At 35.6% G+C, this 16,058-nt stretch carries 17 protein-coding genes; 12 read left to right on the top strand and 5 right to left on the bottom strand.

The genetic code is table 11. The annotated features are described in order from the left end of the window. The first annotated feature begins 56 nt into the window (after positions 1 to 56). Positions 57 to 320 carry a hypothetical protein gene (locus AQF98_RS15370; RefSeq protein ID WP_055132842.1) on the top strand — a complete coding sequence of 88 codons (264 nt, stop codon included), beginning with the start codon at positions 57 to 59 and terminating at the stop codon, positions 318 to 320. A gap of 123 nt (positions 321 to 443) precedes the next feature. Here AQF98_RS15370 and AQF98_RS15365 read toward each other — a convergent pair whose 3' ends face one another. After that, entirely contained in the window at positions 444 to 824 is a 381-nt protein-coding gene (locus AQF98_RS15365; RefSeq protein ID WP_055132841.1) for a hypothetical protein, read from the bottom strand. A 63-nt stretch (positions 825 to 887) separates the two neighbouring features. Next, positions 888 to 1,133, bottom strand: a complete 246-nt coding sequence (locus tag AQF98_RS15360; protein ID WP_055132840.1) for a helix-turn-helix transcriptional regulator — start codon at positions 1,131 to 1,133, stop codon at positions 888 to 890. Between the two features lie 378 nt (positions 1,134 to 1,511). Here AQF98_RS15360 and AQF98_RS22185 point away from each other — a divergent pair, with 378 nt between their 5' ends. From AQF98_RS22185 to AQF98_RS15345, 4 genes are all read left to right on the top strand, one after another. Beyond that, positions 1,512 to 1,655, top strand: coding sequence for a hypothetical protein (locus tag AQF98_RS22185; RefSeq protein WP_161805880.1), 144 nt, complete (start codon positions 1,512 to 1,514; stop codon positions 1,653 to 1,655). 153 nt (positions 1,656 to 1,808) lie between these two features. Next, positions 1,809 to 3,155: a TlpA family protein disulfide reductase gene (locus tag AQF98_RS15355; RefSeq protein WP_055132839.1), complete on the top strand. Its 1,347-nt coding sequence runs from the start codon at positions 1,809 to 1,811 to the stop codon at positions 3,153 to 3,155. A 16-nt stretch (positions 3,156 to 3,171) separates the two neighbouring features. Then, positions 3,172 to 6,369 (top strand): SusC/RagA family TonB-linked outer membrane protein, encoded by a 3,198-nt coding sequence (locus AQF98_RS15350; RefSeq protein ID WP_082435101.1) that lies wholly within the window; start codon positions 3,172 to 3,174, stop codon positions 6,367 to 6,369. A gap of 19 nt (positions 6,370 to 6,388) precedes the next feature. Further along, entirely contained in the window at positions 6,389 to 7,756 is a 1,368-nt protein-coding gene (locus tag AQF98_RS15345) for a RagB/SusD family nutrient uptake outer membrane protein (protein ID WP_152969736.1), read from the top strand. A gap of 66 nt (positions 7,757 to 7,822) precedes the next feature. Here AQF98_RS15345 and AQF98_RS15340 read toward each other — a convergent pair whose 3' ends face one another. From AQF98_RS15340 to AQF98_RS15330, 3 genes are all read right to left on the bottom strand, one after another. After that, positions 7,823 to 8,107: a hypothetical protein gene (locus tag AQF98_RS15340; RefSeq protein ID WP_055132836.1), complete on the bottom strand. Its 285-nt coding sequence runs from the start codon at positions 8,105 to 8,107 to the stop codon at positions 7,823 to 7,825. A 150-nt stretch (positions 8,108 to 8,257) separates the two neighbouring features. After that, the gene (locus AQF98_RS15335; RefSeq protein WP_055132835.1) at positions 8,258 to 8,716 is read right to left on the bottom strand and encodes a MauE/DoxX family redox-associated membrane protein; all 459 of its coding nucleotides are present in this window, start codon (positions 8,714 to 8,716) and stop codon (positions 8,258 to 8,260) included. 234 nt (positions 8,717 to 8,950) lie between these two features. Further along, positions 8,951 to 9,529 (bottom strand): Crp/Fnr family transcriptional regulator, encoded by a 579-nt coding sequence (locus tag AQF98_RS15330; RefSeq protein WP_055132834.1) that lies wholly within the window; start codon positions 9,527 to 9,529, stop codon positions 8,951 to 8,953. Between the two features lie 256 nt (positions 9,530 to 9,785). On the opposite strand from AQF98_RS15330, the gene AQF98_RS15325 reads away from it, so the two are divergent. The 7 genes from AQF98_RS15325 (at position 9,786) to AQF98_RS15295 (ending at position 16,048) form a co-directional block, all read left to right on the top strand. Next, positions 9,786 to 11,072: an aminotransferase class I/II-fold pyridoxal phosphate-dependent enzyme gene (locus AQF98_RS15325; protein WP_055132833.1), complete on the top strand. Its 1,287-nt coding sequence runs from the start codon at positions 9,786 to 9,788 to the stop codon at positions 11,070 to 11,072. Then, a complete protein-coding gene (locus AQF98_RS15320) occupies positions 11,056 to 11,691 on the top strand; it encodes a TetR/AcrR family transcriptional regulator (protein ID WP_055132832.1) in 636 nt (211 codons plus the stop codon). The genes AQF98_RS15325 and AQF98_RS15320 overlap by 17 nt, the downstream gene beginning before the upstream one ends. 24 nt (positions 11,692 to 11,715) lie before the next feature. After that, positions 11,716 to 12,924 carry a hypothetical protein gene (locus AQF98_RS15315; protein ID WP_055132831.1) on the top strand — a complete coding sequence of 403 codons (1,209 nt, stop codon included), beginning with the start codon at positions 11,716 to 11,718 and terminating at the stop codon, positions 12,922 to 12,924. 225 nt (positions 12,925 to 13,149) lie between these two features. Further along, positions 13,150 to 14,040 (top strand): RteC domain-containing protein, encoded by an 891-nt coding sequence (locus tag AQF98_RS15310; RefSeq protein WP_055132830.1) that lies wholly within the window; start codon positions 13,150 to 13,152, stop codon positions 14,038 to 14,040. Between the two features lie 277 nt (positions 14,041 to 14,317). Next, complete coding sequence (locus AQF98_RS15305) at positions 14,318 to 14,602, top strand: hypothetical protein (protein WP_055132829.1); 285 nt, start codon at positions 14,318 to 14,320, stop codon at positions 14,600 to 14,602. A 302-nt stretch (positions 14,603 to 14,904) separates the two neighbouring features. Further along, entirely contained in the window at positions 14,905 to 15,180 is a 276-nt protein-coding gene (locus tag AQF98_RS15300) for a hypothetical protein (protein WP_055132828.1), read from the top strand. A 28-nt stretch (positions 15,181 to 15,208) separates the two neighbouring features. Beyond that, positions 15,209 to 16,048 (top strand): hypothetical protein, encoded by an 840-nt coding sequence (locus AQF98_RS15295; RefSeq protein WP_055132827.1) that lies wholly within the window; start codon positions 15,209 to 15,211, stop codon positions 16,046 to 16,048. The last annotated feature ends 10 nt before the right edge of the window (positions 16,049 to 16,058 follow it).

Genomic DNA, 16,058 nt, shown 5'->3' with positions numbered 1-16,058 from the left:
GAATTACGAAGATTAGTAATTGAATATTAATTGATATTTTTACAATTAAATAGATTATGGAAGCTCCAACAAATTCATCAGAAAATAAAGTCATAAAACTGGCTACTCAGTATGCAGACACTACTTATATTGACAATGATGAACGGCGTATTGCAGCCAAAGGATATGCGATTGGCTATCAACAAGCTTTATCTGAAAAGAATGCCGAGATAAAAGAGCTTGCTGGTATTGTTAAATTGCTTTTGCCCGGTATTGGGGCAGTGTCTCCGGACAATCTTAAAACTCTTGAAGAATTTATTGAGAAATCGGATAATCGATAATATTTTATTAGGCTTGCCCTAACCCTGCCTATTTCTTCAATTCAACAGTTATTTTAGTAATTGAATTATAATTTACTGAGATTATAATTGTAAGATATTAATCGGGTACTGCTCTAAAATCAATTAATCATTAGGAAAAGGGCATATATTATTATCGTTAATTATTGTAAAAGAGCTTTTTAAAGCATCAAATATTTCTTGCGGTACCTCGCTATTATTTACTATTCCTTTATAATTATGCAAATCAGCAATAGCACTTTGGTTTATTTTTTTCTTTTCAGCTGTGGAAATCAGTTTATGAAAAGCCTTGTCTAAAAAAACTTTTACTTCACCTAGTTTTTTAAGGTATTTTATTTGTGGATTCTTAGTATGAGAATCGGTAGGATTTTGAGCCTCCCAATAGTCAGTTAATAATCGGTTCCATATATCTGCATCAGCACCGCGTTTAAATCTACTGCAATTCCAACATCTACGGATAAAGTATTCATAAGTGGTGTTATCCATAATAACTATTATTTAAAAAAAATGAAGTATAGATTTTTGATTTATAAGATTAATTCTAAAGTGTTAATCCCATTCTTCCTCAGGTCTTAACTTTAATCCTTTGCATAGGAATTCGACAATTTCATTGTACGTAACTTCTAATGCCAAAGCAATTAAGTATATTTCCTCAATAGAAGGCCTAGAGTTAATATCGACATGTAGTTTGCTAATTCTATCTTTAGAAATCCCTGTTCTACGTGAAAGTTTAGCTTGACTCAATGGCTTTTTGGTTAGATAAAGCCCAAGCTTGGTTAATGTTTCTTTTCCCACACATCATTAATTAATCAAACTAAATTTAAGCTGTCAGAAATTTAGTTGAGAATTTATTTCTATATGAATGGAATTATTCTATATTTGTATGTAATTACTCTATAATATTAAATTTTTTAGTAAATAAAATTAACTATTACGTTTTATTGAGAACGTAATCGGATTTATTCAAGAGTCTTGTCAACGAAAACTAGCACTTTTAAACGACGCAAGATGATAGGAATAAACCCATAACTGTTATTGTGTATATTTGCACAATCTTCAGGGATGGGTTCCTATTGATGTTGCGTCTTGGTTCTAGTGCTAGTACCTCGTTGTCGGCAGAAAATATGACCCACCCTGTAGTATTTTCTCAAAGACTCGTATAGACTACGAGCAATGAAAAAACAACCTAAAACACCTATCACAATCACCCTAACTTTTCCAAAAGAGGATGGGGTCGGTTATGTCGTTTTAGGTTTGCCGAAACCAGTTAAATCAAAAAAACAGCTATTCCAGCTAATTATTAAAAGCCCGGTTTGAATTTATTTGAACCCTGCTTTCTTGTTTCATAAAAATTTAGGTTAATAATAGTTAATAACAATTTAAAGGGGCAGGGTTTTTTCTTGGTGACCTCGGTTTATAACCAGAACCGTTAGAGGGGCTATTTTTCTTAAATCAACTAACTAAATTTCAATGAAAAAAATAACGATATACATCGTACTGGCTGTGCTATGCTTAAATTTTACGGCAATAGCACAGGAAAACAAAGCTGTAGATGTAACCGCCAAAGGCATACAGATAGGGCAAAAAGTACCTGATATAACCATAACAGGCTTATACAACTACAAAGATGCAAATGGCAAACCTGCCACAACTGCAAAGATTTCAGATTTTAAAGGTAAACTACTTATACTAGATTTTTGGGCTACTTGGTGCTCGCCCTGTGTGGCTATGATACCCAAGATGGATAGTTTACAGAAAGCTTTTGGCGATAAGATACAGTTCCTATCTGTTACCTACCAAACCGAAAAAGAGGTAATGCCTTTTTTGGGTAAATTAGAGAAACAACGAGGTAAGCATTATGTTTTGCCTGTGGTAGCTGCTGATAAGGAATTGCATCAGTTATTTCCACACGTTTATTTGCCACATTACGTGTGGATTGATGGAGAAGGGATTGTTAGGGCGATTACAGAAAGTTATTATGTGAATAGTGAATATATCCAAAAGATGCTAACAACTGGAAATATAACAGCAAAAGAAAAAGTTGATATTCCGATTTTATACGACAAAGCTAAACCGCTATTCTTTGCAAATTATTTGGATAAAACAACAGTTTTAAAACAATCAACATTTTCCGGTTATATAGATGGAGTTGGCTTAGGATATTCAAAAAACAATTTTCAATTGGGAAATAATCGTTTCGAACGTATCCTGGCAAGAAACAGCACAATTAGAGAATTGTACCATTATGCGTATCAAAAGGATTTTAAACAAATGTTATTTGAAGTAGAAGATACCACACGGATAGTCTTTAAATCCAATCTATCCACAGACTATATAGAATGGCGCCGAAATGGAAATGGTTATTGCTACGAGTTGATTAATGGAAATTATCTGACCATGAATAGTAATCAAATTATGCAGAAAGATTTGGATGCTTTTTTCACCGAATACAAAGTAAGTATAGAAAAAAGAAAAGTCAAATGTCTCGCATTAATAAGAACATCTAATACCTCTGAAATTCCAAACTTAAAAGGGGAATCCACCGCCCAATTTACTGGTTTTGGTGGAGAAATGACCAATTGCCCATTATCAGTTTTTATAGCACGCATGCGTTTTTTTTTACAAAGCCATCCATTGCCATTATTTGACGACACCAATTATAAACAATATGCCGATATTTCTATAAAAGCCAACTTAAGCAATGTGATAGAGATAAATCAAGCACTTGAAAAATACAGTTTGAAATTTGTTGAGAAAGAGGCGTATATCGATATGCTCATTCTGAGTGATAAAAAGCAAGTGGCACAATCAAAATAATCAATAAATAATTTATATGAAGACTATTTTATTTAGCATAGTATTACTGTGTTGCCATTTTATTGGTTATACTCAACAAAAAATAAATGGAAGGGTTATCTCTGCTATAGATATGAAACCATTGCCATCCATATCAATCAATATACAAGGAACAAATCTTAAGACAACAACAGATGAAAACGGGAAATTCACTATCAATTCAAATGAGAATAAAGTGGTGCTTAGTTTTTCATCAATAGGCTATATATCACAAGAACTCGCTGTTACTTTACCAATTAATGCTCCTTTGGAAATAGTATTAGTTGAAGCTATTGATGAATTATCTGAAATAAATATTGTTAGCACTGGCTATCAAAGTTTACCAAAAGAAAGAGCAACTGGCTCATTTGTCCAATTAAACAATGAACTACTAAATCGTAGAATAAGTACAAATATCATAGATAGACTAGAGGATATTACACCTGGTCTAATATTTAACAAAGGTAAAGCAGGTAGTTCAATTAGCATTAGAGGACAAAATACCATTTATGGTAATTCCAGTCCATTGATAGTGATAGACAATTTTCCTTATGAAGGAGAGCTCAGTAACATTAATCCAAATGACGTTGAAAGTATTACTATACTTAAAGATGCCTCTTCTGCCAGTATTTGGGGTTCAAAAGCTGGAAATGGAGTAATCGTGATTACCACTAAAAAAGGCAAATATGACCAACCTCCGAAAATATCTTTTAATAGCAATCTAACAATCGGTGCAAAACCAGACCTATTTTATCAGCCACGAATGTCAACTGCCGATTATATAGATATCGAAAAAAAACTGTTTGAACAAAACTATTATAAACAGTTTGAAACGTTAACCTCAAACCCTGCACTAACACCGGTAGTGGAACTGCTTATTGCAAAGAGGGACAATCCTCTGTTAGCCAACCAGATTGACGAACAGATTGAAGCATTAAAAAGAAATGATGTGAGGAACGATTTCGAAAAATACTTTTATCAAAACAGTATTAAACAACAGTATAATTTGAATATAAATGGTGGAGGAAAGCAATATCGCTATTATGTATCTACAGGTTACGACCACAATACTGACAATCTGATAAACAATAGATATAACCGAGTAACATTAAACTTCGGCAACAATTTCTCTTTACTTAATGACCATTTGGAAGCATCTGCCAATATTTATTATACACAAGGGAATGCAATTAGCAATAACTCAGGCACAAGAACTATCGGGATGACAGGTTCAGCTACCTCGCTGTACCCATATGCAAAGCTTGCTGATGACGAAGGAAATGCTCTGGCAATGACACAGGATTATAGAGTTAAATTTATTCGTGATGCACAAAATGCAGGTTTGATCCATTGGACTTACAAACCCTTAGATGAAATCTATTTGGGTAATAACACAAAAAACTCAAAAGACTACCGCATAAATACATCTTTAAGGTATAAAATATTTCCCATTTTAAATGCAGAAGCTTTATATCAGTATGGCAGTACCAACATACTTAACCGAAACTTGCGTAACGATCAGAGCTATTATACCAGAAACCTTATCAATAGGTATACACAAGCAAGCTCTACAGGTGTATTAAGCTATCCAATACCAAAAGGGGGGATAAATGATTTAAGCAATAGCAATATTGAGAACCAAAATATTAGGCTTCAGTTAAACTTTTCAAAAAATTGGAGTAACAATCACGAAATTAATGGTATAGCAGGCTATGAACTTAGAGAATACCATACTATAAGTAACAACAATAGGATGTACGGCTTTGACGAAGAACACGCCACCCTATCGAAAGTCGATTATTTGAGTACATATCGCCAATATTTTAATTCTGGAAGTTCTATTGCAATTCCATTTAGTGATTCCTCAACTGAACTTACAGACCGTTATTTATCCTACTATGCGAATGCATCTTACACTTATTTAAGCCGATACATGATATCTATTAGCGGACGACTTGATAGAAGTAACTTGTTTGGGGTAAATGCCAACCAACAAGGCGTCCCTCTTTATTCTATAGGATTTGCATGGAATGTTAATAAAGAAAATTTTTATAAGATAGATTGGTTGCCTAATTTAAAAATTCGGACGACTTATGGTTATAATGGCAATATAAGCAAAACACTATCCGCATACACCACAGCAAGATACTCTTCTGGCAATGCCATAAATCAGATCTATGCTACTATTATAAACCCTCCCAACCCCGAATTGCGTTGGGAAAGAGTTAGGATGATTAATTTAGGTATTGATTTTAATGCCAAAGGCGATAGGCTAAGTGGAAGTATTGAACCTTATTTTAAACAAGGTATAGACCTTATAGGAGATATAGCCTATGCACCATCAACAGGTATTAATACTTTTAGGGGCAACACAGCAAATACAAAAGGTCATGGGGTAGATATCATACTCAATAGTAAAAACGTGAGTGGAGTATTTAAATGGGAAACCAATGTTCTTTATAGTTACGTAACGGATAAGGTAGTCGATTATAACTTAAAGCAATCGGCGGTTTTTTATACCCAATTTGGAGAAACCAATGTTTACCCGTTGGAAGGTAAACCATTTTATGCGTTGTACAGTTATCAATGGGCTGGACTAGACCCGAAAACTGGAGCCCCTCAAGGTTACCTAAATGGACAGGTAAGTCAGGATTATACAAACATTTTGAATGCAGCTACGCCAGATAATCTAATTTATCATGGGTCTGCACGCCCGACAATATTTGGGTCATTGCGAAATACCTTTAGCTATAAGCAAATTTCCATTTCCGCTAACATTACATACAGGTTCAATTATTTTTTCAGAACACCTTTAATCTCTTATAATGATATTTTGACTGGACAAGGTTTTGCTTATGGAAGCTATACTACACGCTGGCAAAAAGAAGGTGATGAACTATTTACAAACGTTCCATCTATGCCGTTATCTTTAAACGGCAATAGAGATATCTTATATAATTATTCAGAAGCTACTGTAGAAAAAGGCAATAACATCCGTTTGCAGGATATTAATTTGACTTATATAATTAATAATAAGAGACAGTTATCCTCGTTTAAACGAACCCAAATTTATTGCTACGCTAATAACATCGGGATTATATGGAAGGCTACCAAAACAGATTTTGATCCAGATTATTCTAATGCAGATTATACACCAGTCAGGACTTTTGGTGTCGGACTAAAAATTGATTTTTAACATTCTAATTAAAGAAAAAATGAAAAAGAATATTTATATACTTATTATATTAGCCGCCACTTTTCTGTCTTGTCAAAAAGAGTTTTTAAAAGATAAAACGGATAAGGCATTATTAGTACCTAAGACTCTAACAGATTTTGAAAATCTGTTAGATAATTTAAATGTTTTTAATATCACTCCATCATTGCCAGTTATCGCTTCTGATGACTATTATACTACTGGTGCTAAAGTTAACACTTACATCGGGGCATACCAGAAAAACAGTTATATATGGGCAGAAGACATTGATGAAGGATTATCAATTTTGGACTGGAATACACCTTATCAACAGATATTTTATGCTAATATTGTTTTGGATGGGCTATTGGACATTGAACCAATTTCTAGTCCACAACAAGAGTGGAATAGAATAAAAGGAAGTGCACTTTTTCATAGGGCATTTGCTTTTTATAATATTGCCCAGATGTACGCTAAGCCATATAATAAAAGTACTGCAAGGTCTGACTTAGGCATTCCCATTCGTTTAGAAGGTGATGTAAATATAAAATCAAGTAGAGGAACTTTACAACAAACCTATGACCAGATAATTAAAGATTTAAAAGAAGCTGAAGTCTTGTTGCCAAATAGCTCAAACTTTCAAACTAGACCTAATAAGATAGCTACGCAAGCCCTTTTGGCTAGGGTTTATCTCAATATGGAAGATTATGATAATGCTTTATTGTACGCAACAGCGGTTTTAAAATTTAATAGTTCACTTATCGATTACAATACATTGAGCAAAACATCCCTTGCTCCATTTCCGGTAGCTCCCAATAATGTGAATATTGAAACCATATTCTATTCTCGAATGACTACATACACTTTTGGGGGAGCCACAAATGCAACTGTGGACAATTCGCTTTATGAGTCTTATTCAGCGGATGATTTAAGAAAAATCATATTTTTTACTGGAAGCAACCCTTCATGGTTTAAGGGAAGGTATACAGGAAGCATTGGAACACTATTTAGTGGGTTGGCTAGGGATGAGATTTATTTGATTAAAGCGGAATGTGAAGCACGTGCAGGAAAATTACAAAATGCTATGGACAATTTAAATATCTTACTAAAAACTAGATACAATAATACAGTTAACTATATAACATTAACGGCCGTAGACTCTACAGATGCTTTAAATCAAATATTAGAAGAACGAAGGAAAGAATTAGTTTTCAGGGGATTAAGATGGGGTGATTTACGGCGTTTAAATAAAGATAATCGTTATCAAATTACCATTTCCCACACTCTAGAAGGCCAGATATATACTTTACTTCCAAATAGTAACCGATATACATTTCCAATTCCAAAATTAGAAACTCTTTTAAGTGGTTTAGAACAAAATCTCCGTTAAACAACACATCCAGTAAGATGAAATCATTTTACTGGATGTGTTGTTAGTTAAACTAAACTTGATGAACTAAAATGGGGTATAAACACCCGGCGTTTCCTCAATATAATCATCGGGATTGTCAGTCGGGTTTTTGCCAGCTGGATACAATTGTGTGCAGATATTTAAATCCCCATCACAATAGTAACTACTAGTAGTAACTGGAGACCACACCCCACTAATATTATCTCTTTTGTATAATACATCTGTATCTTTAGTAGGCGCTTTAAAAGCCAAAGTTGAAAAGGCTACTAATACCAATGCTAATAAGCCGAATTTGTTAACGCTTTTAAGCGCATTTTTAAATTTTTCCATAATTGTAATTATTGTGATTGCACCTTTCTTTTTTATGGGCACAATAGTTTTTATCTTTCAGATCACTTGGGCTTAGATCTTCGGGATGATTGATTTCGGTTTTTGTTGCAGGTAAAGCCCTAAGTCCGGCATTATCGTCTCATTCAATTTTTAGGCAAGATCCTTTCTGTTTTTAAGGTTAACAAATCTGTTATATGATATCCAGCCATTGTCTACGGCAAGACCCAACGAGGCGAGTGTAATAAAAAAGAGGTTAAATATGAGGTGGGTTCCATAGCTCATATTTTTTAGAATTCCTCCACAACTACAAGGTATTCTTCCAAAAACACCTGTCATTACTATTGCTATATATAAAGTGAAAGCAGTTAACAAGAACAACGAAGCCCAAAGTGCTTTCTTTCTGGTGTTTCGGAATAAAAGAAGAAACACAAGGGTAATTTCAATTGATGGGATCATCCATGTTAATACTTTTGCGATTGCAACAGGAAATATTTGATTACGCATTTCTCCAATAGATTTATCATAATCTATCAACTTGCTCATTGCTGCGTAGAAAAATAATGCTGCGATAAGCCCTGAGATTAATTGAAGTACGTTTTCCTTTTTCATTAGAATATAATTTGAGTTTTAACGGTTATGAAGCTATCATGAGCATATTTATTTCGGCTTTCAAGCGGTATGCACATGATGGTTTCATTTTATATTATTCTTATAATTGCTGGTGGTTGAATTACAAACCAAAATTAACTCGCTTTTTTCTGTTTGAGCTGGACGTATGTCTGAAAATAAGCGGACATGTGTCCCGAAATAACGGGACGTATGTCTCCATTGGTTAAACTTTCCTCACTTATAATGTGCCAATTCAATAAGCAACCGGCCAAGCTGTTTACTGCTGATTCTTAAATAAGAAGCTAATACCTCTTTAGGGAGGTTGTGGATATGTTTCCCAATCAACCTTGATGCAAATAGATACCTATCCAAAGCAGGCTCTACATGCAGCATCTCAATAACTTCAATTTCCTTTAGCCTTTGTGCTTCCATAATGGAGAGCAACAGCTTGATCGCTTCGGGTTGCTTCCGAAAAAAACGTTCAAGTTGCTTATAGTTGATATTCATGAGCTGTACATCGCTAAGGCACTCTATATATTCTAGGTTTGGTCTTTTAACGTATACACCATTTTGGAATATAAAATCTCCATTAATGTATAACTGGCTTGTTTTGGCCGAGCTCAATTGTAAAGGATATCGCCGTAATAGGCCTTCAGTTACATAATACAGACATTGATTGAGTAAATTAGGGCTTATAATGGTCTGCCCCTTTTGAAAATTAACGGCATAGAACTGCTCGGCAAACAGAATTTTTATCTCCTTGTTACAATGGGGCAAGTCAAGGATTTTATTGAGTAAGGTCTGGCTTTTCATTTTTTTAACTGTAAAACAAAAGCGTTTTTGTGTTGCAGTCAAGTGGACAGGTTAGATGCCATTTTTCCACCTATTGGTTTTTATTTGGATAATGGTTGGGGATGGCGGTTTTTTGGGTGGATTTTTTTACTAATTATTTCCTACAGAATCAATTATAACTTATTTAAGGTATACATGCATTTTTAAAAATAAACACCATGTTACCACTTTTGATAAAAATTGATGGTAGATTTAAGTTTAACGCTTATATCTAATTATGAAAAATATTGATTTTGAAAAGGCAAGCTTTAGGGACTTTGAGAATATCCCAGAGCTAGATGCAATGGCGAGAGCCACGGAGTTCCAATTATTTCTTAATTACCTAAAGGACAAGGGACATCTAAATTACAGGATAGAATCTATATCGGGCTGCGGTCCAGAAATGGAGCTTCTACTTCCAGGTAAAAGCGAACCGCAGCGTTGTGCCTGTTTTGTATCAAATGATTATCTGGGCCTTACTCAACATCCGGCAATAAAGCAGGCCTTGAAAGATGCAATAGAAAAATTTGGTAGTGGAGCAGGTGCCTCGCCAGCAATAGGCGGTCATTTTAGTTACCATCAGGATTTGGAAGACCGTATAGCAAAGTTCTTCAAAAGGAAAAGCGCAATACTCTATACAACTGGTTATACTGCAAATAGTGCAACATTACAATGCCTATTGCAGAAAGATGATATCGCAATTGTTGATATGGCCGTGCATGCCAGTGTTTATGAGGGATGCCAATTGACCAACGTAAAAACTTTTTTGCATAACAACATGGAATCCTTGGAACTTGCCCTAAAGCATGCCCAACATACTTTCCGTACAAAAATGGTCATTATTGATGGGGTGTACTCACAGGATGGTGACATTGCCTTAATGGATCAAATTGCTGAATTAACTCATCATTATGGGGCATATTTAGTCGTTGATGATGCGCATGGAACTGGAGTAGTGGGAAAAACTGGCAGGGGAGCAATAGAGGAATATGATCTTTTTGATAAGGTCGATATCATTACTGGAACCTTTAGTAAGGCCTTTGCCCACATTGGTGGTTATGTAGTAGCTGATACAGAGTTGATCAACTTTTTGAAATACCAATCAAAACAACATCTTTTTTCTACTACGGCCACGCCAACTACATTGGGAATATTAAAGGCAATGGATTTACTGGATGAGGAACCATTCTGGAAAGATCAGCTTTGGGAAAATGTAAACTATCTAAAAAATGGATTACTGGGTATGGGATTTAACATCGGCACAACAGCTTCTGCAATTATACCCGTAAAAATAGGTGATATAGGAAAAACCCTGGAAGCAGGGAAATTATTATTGGAGGCTGGTGTATATGCCAATCCAATCATGTACCCGGCAGTATCAAAAAAGAATGCAAGGGTAAGATTAAATATCATGGCTACACATACCAAAGAGCATCTGGACAGGGTGCTTAATGCTTTTGAAAATGTTGACAAGAAGCTTCTTATATCAAAACCTTTAATCCGTTCAGATGACACTCAGGTATAGAAGTGTCTCCGGCCATGTGAAAAACAAGAATGAAACCATGCAAAGGCTTGTTGATGCGGTTGGTGCCATCATCAAAAAAAATGGTTACAAGGGACTAGGACTGAATGCTATTGCAAAGGAGGCCGATGTTAGTAAAATATTGATCCATCGTTATTTTGGTGGCGTGGATCAATTGGTAGAAGCGTATGTACTGAAAAATGATTATTGGATTGCAAAGGCTGGAGAAGTGAAGATAGAGACTAGCGGAAAAACAGATAGGGAATCCCTAAAAGAACTGGTAAGCAGCCTGCTTAGAGGGCATTTTGAATACTTTAATACACATGAAGAAATGCGCTCAATCATCTTATGGGAAGTTACAGAAAGAACAATGGTACTGAATAGTATATCTATAGTAAGAGAAGGAATAGGAAAACTGTTACTTGAAAAAGTTGAACCGTTATTTGCCGGAAGTAAAAAAAATATAAAAGCAGTTACCGCATTATTAGTGAGTGGTATTTATTATATGATTTTGCATTCGAAAAAAAATGAATCAACAATTTGTGGAATAGATGTACAGTCTGAAAAACAAGAGATACTGGATGCTATAGACCAGATTGTGGACTGGGCATTTGATGTTTAATCTTTTATATGGGAGAAATGGAGTATGGATGGGGAAAATGGTTTCTTGGATGAACTTGGCGGAATTGAAAGAATTGTCAGTAGATTAATTAATGTGAAAGTTGAATTTAAGTCTGAGGGAAAAGCAGAATTCACACAGCAATTAGATGATCTTGTGCTGCAATTCCAAAAAGAACTCCAGAATCGACATTTACATCTAGATTCAAATGCCCCTACATTTATGGATCGCCTGCAATCAGGACTTGTTCTAATTTCAGACGATTGTAACAGCTACTTGATATTAAAAAGTAACGAAAAAAAATCACTCCAAAGAACAGCATATATTGAGGCTGTTGACGCAACAATTAATGATCTACTTAACTATTTCAAGGATAATTTCGCCTACTGCTTTAACTTTCAAATGAGAGTCCCACATAGCTTAAAGAATGCAGCAAATGTAATTTTGGGGAAAGAATGGAATGGGCTGTTGCCAAAACTTAAAAGTGCTGGAATTGATGAAGACCTTCTCTCTGTATTATCCAGCTATCAGCATGATATGCAATTGTATTCAAGATCCAGTTTTTATGAATTGGATTATTGGTATGCCGTTACCAATTCATTTAAGAAAATTGATCTGGAAAAAACACAGGATATTCAATATGATTTATTTTCTCAGCTATGCTACTTGAACTTTAACTATTTTCCTTTATTGCAGTATTGTATCAAGAAGATCCAACGAAATTATGACGAAGTAGAAAGCTACCGGGAAGAGTTCATCAAAATAACCGTCCAGATTCGTACTTTGAACCAGCTTATTGTTAAGCCGAACTATGGCTATAATCAAAATGCCGAAACATTAAGTGAAGCACTTTGCAATATCATGAAGAACGAGATTATATGTATCAAAAAGCTACTCAATATCAATCTAAAGACTTTAACTGCAAATGGTGCAAAATTTTTCCTGCAACAGTTCTATTTTAAGATATCCATCTCCATGGAGCAGTTTCTTTTCATTTTTCGGTTAATGATAGATAAGGGAATAGTACAGGTAAAGCGCAAGGCCGACCTATTTGAATTTATCCACAGCCATGTGGGCACTGCCAATAAAGATAATCTTTCCATAGGGAACATGCAGAATACCTATGCCGAAAACAATAGGAAAACGGCCATCAGGGTAAAAGTATTACTGCAATCTCTTATTGCACAAATTGATGAAAAATATCTATCATTATTTTGTGTTCTTTCCTTTTTTTAGAACCTTAACAGCCTTTCTTATTTAACAATTTTTTATCACCGACAAGAACTGTATGTCCTATTCTCAAAACTTTGGGACATAATTATCCATCTTTGTTATTGCCTTTAAATGCCCTTACGGGCAATTATTGTTAATGGGTGGAAATATTTAGCCCAGTCTTTACACTTGATAATGGAATAGCTTATACCAACATTTGTTTCAACATATCCCATATTATAATTTTCAATGATGGTTCTATCTGCAACAGAAAATCTACTCCAAAATCTCCTTGGCGAGATTGAGATTTTGAAAAAAGAAAATGATGATGAAATCTCTAAGGTTGGTCTATTTCTTAAGCCTATTCTTCTTTATAATAGCAAACTGAAAGAACTGCTACTTTCGACCCCCTTTTCAGATATCAAAGAGGAAATCAATTTTTTTAAATCAACCAAGCCCAGGTTCATCTCGCTTCATCTATACTACCTTGCATTAGAAGAATTTGGATTAAAAAGACCCAAAGGAGATAGAAAACGGATAAGAAAATTCTATGAGAAAGAACTGCAAAAAATAGAAGATTTTCTTGATTGTAATGGGCACATGGTGCATTATCTCCGCTCTGGGGCTGTGCAGATGGATGAACAGCTTTTTGTAAGGGGAATAAAAATTTATCCGAATTGGTTAGTAAAGCCAAGAGCTGATGTCGATGAGCGTTTTTCTACAGCTGGAGATCATTTGGTCGCAAGGATTATGGCTGCAGAAAATATCTATGAGCATATTGTAAAAAAGCTCAGTGACCTTGAAAATGTTACTGGTTTGGCAAGCCAAGAAAATATAAGCTCTACTTGCAAATGGACCGGTGAATCTATAAATCTTGTCGAAATCGCTTACGGGATCTGGTTAACGGGCCAGATGAATAATGGAAATTCAACTATCTCGGAAATCATTAGATGGCTTGAATCTAGTTTAGGGGTCAATGTAGGAAGAGCATACCGGCGATGGACAGAAATTTCCAGAAGGGATCAAATGAATACCACAAAATATCTAGACCGAATGCGGGAAGCCATCAACATCCGGCTGATGAACGAGGATGACCTGAAACGCAGTAAAAGACAGCTTCCAAAAAATAGAGACCTATAACCATCAAAATAACTGCTTTAACCAACTTTTTGAAAAAAAGTTTAGGGTCCGACCCCATAAGTTGTCAATCAGACTTTCGGATCCTTTGAACCTTTGTCCTGTTGCTCCTGCATAATGTAATGTCAGGTTAACTGGACAAGGTTTATGAAATGCCAGCCCCTCTTTGTTTCTTTTCTTTTTCTACTGAATAAGCATTTCCACATTACTGTGGAGTGGGCTTGGCCACTTTCATCTATTCCTTTCCCAAAACATTCTTCCATTTTAAAATCTATCTGCAATGGAGCGTAGGGAACTGGTTCGTCTGCTAAAAAATGCAGTTATAGCGGGTGCTGAAAAGGCACTCACAGAAAATATTGCCTTGCCTGAGTTCTTAGGAAAAGCAGAAGCGTATCGACTTTATGGCCGCAGCAATGTAGATCGGTGGATCAGTGAAGAACTGATCCATTTGGTATCATCTGGTGGCAGGATCAACAAAAAAATTATTAGAAGAAAACAACTGGACGCCGTTGCGGCATCTAGCAACCGCATAACCTATCTGTCTGTGGCAGATAGGAATAGGTAAGCCTTGCCGCTTAGCTATGAAACGATCTTTGACGTATAGGGACGAAACATTATCCTGCTAAGGGCAGGGAATTTTGCGAAGGTGAGGTTAGATGATTTATTGAAATTTCGATAATGATCAAGCACCAATAACCAAAAGCGCATTGGCAGGCGAATAGCCCGGTTTGGAGAAACCGACGTGAGTAGTCCCGAAAAATCTAACCGGCAAAAGCGAATTACATTGGGCTCGTTACCCATTGCCGGAACTACAAACCAGAACTCCCTTCTGATTTAATCAAATCTTTTAACCTAATTCTCTTTTAAATGAACATCAATTTAACAAGCCATCAGCTTCAGCTCTTATTGCAGGATGCCGCCGAAATGGGTGCAATTCAGGCATTATCAAAAGTAGGTAAGATTAGGCCATTTCTTAAAAAGTCACAGGCGTTTCGCCTCTATGGACGCAAAAATGTTGAATACTGGATTGCCCTAGGTCTTATTACATCGCGTAAGGATGGAGATCATTCTGCCACATGGCGCATTGATCGCTTAGAGGCTGAGGCGATTAATAAATCAAGTGCTGCATTGCACTATATCTAAAATCATAAAACCCTTTAACCACTAGAAAATGATAACAAATACTTTAAATATCATCGACATAAAAGATCATGTGTCGATACTTGACCTGTTGTCCCATCTTGGATTTAAACAGAGCGAAAAAATTGGAAATGAAATTTTTTATCAGAATGTTTTTAACGAACCCAAAAGGAACACGAAAAATTCTTTCCGAATAGATAATGAATTGGGCGTTTGGTTTGATAAAGGCCTGGGCAAAGGTGGCGATGTTATTGATTTTGGTGTAGCCTATTGGCGAAACCACTCCTTGGAAGAAGTCCTCCAAAAGATCAGTGAACTTTGCAGCGGGCAGATACCAAATAAAAGGTTTGCCCCCCACTCAGGTCGCAGGAGAATGGCCGTCAAAATCCCAAATTATCATATCCAAGAAATTAAGCCCATTGGCGGCAATTCTCTAATCTACTCCTACTTGCAGGCCGAGGGACTTCTTGATATTTCCAAGGGGCATATAAAAGAAGTTTATTATTATGTGATTGATGAAAAGGGAATGCGAAAAGATTTCTTCTCGGCAGGGTGGCAGAATGAAAATGGCGGATGGGAAGTCAGGTCCTGGTATTATTCAGGTTGTATCGGTCGAAGAGGGATTAGCGTTATTTCTGGCGAAGAAAACAGGCTAGTTGTGTTTGAAAATTTCAAGGATTATCTCAACTGGCAAGATAAGACCAAAGTTTCAGGCTCAAACATATTGGTGCTTAATTCATTTGATTTTCTAAATGCAGCTATCCATCGTGCCTCAAAATTCAATCACATATCAGCCTTCTTATCCTCAGAGCAATCAAATGCTAATTTTTTAACTGAGGTCGATAAACTTAAGAACAAACAGATCCATTAACCCAATCCAT

This window comes from Pedobacter sp. Hv1 (assembly GCF_001412215.1).
In the GTDB taxonomy this organism is placed as follows: Bacteria; Bacteroidota; Bacteroidia; order Sphingobacteriales; family Sphingobacteriaceae; genus Pedobacter.
This window is presented reverse-complemented; position numbering and strand designations above follow the sequence as displayed.